The following is a 1,407-nucleotide window of genomic DNA, read 5'->3' as shown; positions in this document are numbered from 1 at the left end:
TTCCTTTTCACCGACAGCGACTTCTCCCGGATCCGCACCCTCATCCACCGCCGCGCCGGCATCGCCCTGGGCGAGCAGAAGCGGCAGATGGTGTACAGCCGGCTCTCGCGCCGGCTGAGGGAGCTCCAGGTGCCCGACTTCGCCACCTACCTCGACTGGCTCGAAGGGCGGCAGGACGGCGAGGAGTGGCAGTTGTTCATCAACTCGCTCACCACCAACCTGACCTCGTTCTTCCGCGAGGCCCATCACTTTCCCACGCTGGCGGAGCACGTGCGCAAGGCGAAGCAGCCCGTCACCGTGTGGTGCGCGGCGGCCTCGACGGGCGAGGAGCCCTATTCGATTGCCATCACGCTGATGGAGGCGCTGGGCGACAAGGCGGGCTCGTCGCGCGTGATCGCCACCGACATCGACATCCGCCAGCAAGGCACCGTCGACCCGCACAGCAAGGGCAACGTCAAGGGCTTCCAGGCCGGCACCGACCTGTGGGCCGACGCCAACTGGCGCGCCGGCGTCTACGTCGGCCAGCTCGACGGCGACATGAGCGTGACCGGCTTCGCACGCGGCATCGTGAACTACGCAGCCGGCTCGAACGACCTGCGCAGCCAGTACCTGGGCGCCTACGCCACATGGAAGAACGACAGCGGCCTGTATGTCGACGGCGTGCTGCAAGCCGGGCGCCACCGCTACACGGTGTCGCCCACGCTGAGCTTCGGCAGTTCCGGCAAGGGCATCAGCCTGCTGGCCTCCATCGAGGTGGGCCAGGCCTTCAGCATTGCCCCGGGCTGGACCATCGAGCCCCAGCTGCAGCTGGTGCACCAGCGCGTGAGCCTCGACGACGGCAGCATCGCCGGCGCCCTGGTGCAGCAAGACAGCCACAACGGCTGGCTGGCGCGCGCGGGCGTGCGGGTCAAGGGCGAGATCGCCACATCCGCCGGCCTGCTGCAGCCCTATGCACGCCTGAACCTCTACAGCGCCAGTGCCGGCACTGATGTCGCGCAGTTCATCAACGCGGCGGCCGTCACGCGCATCGCAAGCGCGACCGCTTACCGCAGCGCTGAACTGGCGGGCGGCTTCACCCTGTCGCTTTCGCAGGCCACCAGCGTCTACGGCGAGATCGGCCGCCTCTATGCGATGGGTGGCGACACGCGGGCAAAGTCGGCGCTGCAAGGGTCTGTTGGCGTGCGTGCGCGCTGGTAGCGCGGGAGGCGTTCGTCCTCTGAGCAATCGCCCGGCCAAAGAAAAAGCCCGCTGTCCAAAAAAGACAGCGGGCTTTCCAGAGGCCTTGCGGCTTGTATTGGCTCCTCGACCTGGGCTCGAACCAGGGACCTACGGATTAACAGTCCGGCGCTCTACCGACTGAGCTATCGAGGAACAAGCCTTAAATTATATGCAATGGATTTGTCGATC

At 66.5% G+C, this 1,407-nt stretch carries 1 protein-coding gene and 1 tRNA gene; one reads left to right on the top strand and one right to left on the bottom strand.

Translation table 11 applies throughout. From position 1 onward, the window contains the following. Positions 1 to 1,197: autotransporter domain-containing protein (locus tag ACSFA3_RS23315; RefSeq protein WP_435507810.1), on the top strand; the 1,197-nt coding region annotated here is incomplete at its 5' end. Positions 1,198 to 1,295: 98 nt separating this feature from the next. Here ACSFA3_RS23315 and ACSFA3_RS23310 read toward each other — a convergent pair. After that, positions 1,296 to 1,371: transfer RNA gene (locus ACSFA3_RS23310), tRNA-Asn, on the bottom strand. Between the last annotated feature and the right edge of the window lie 36 nt (positions 1,372 to 1,407).

This window comes from Variovorax glucosi (assembly GCF_051216695.1).
In the GTDB taxonomy this organism is placed as follows: Bacteria; Pseudomonadota; Gammaproteobacteria; order Burkholderiales; family Burkholderiaceae_C; genus Variovorax.
The sequence above is the reverse complement of the archived record's forward strand: the minus strand, read 5'-3'. Positions and strand labels throughout refer to the sequence as shown.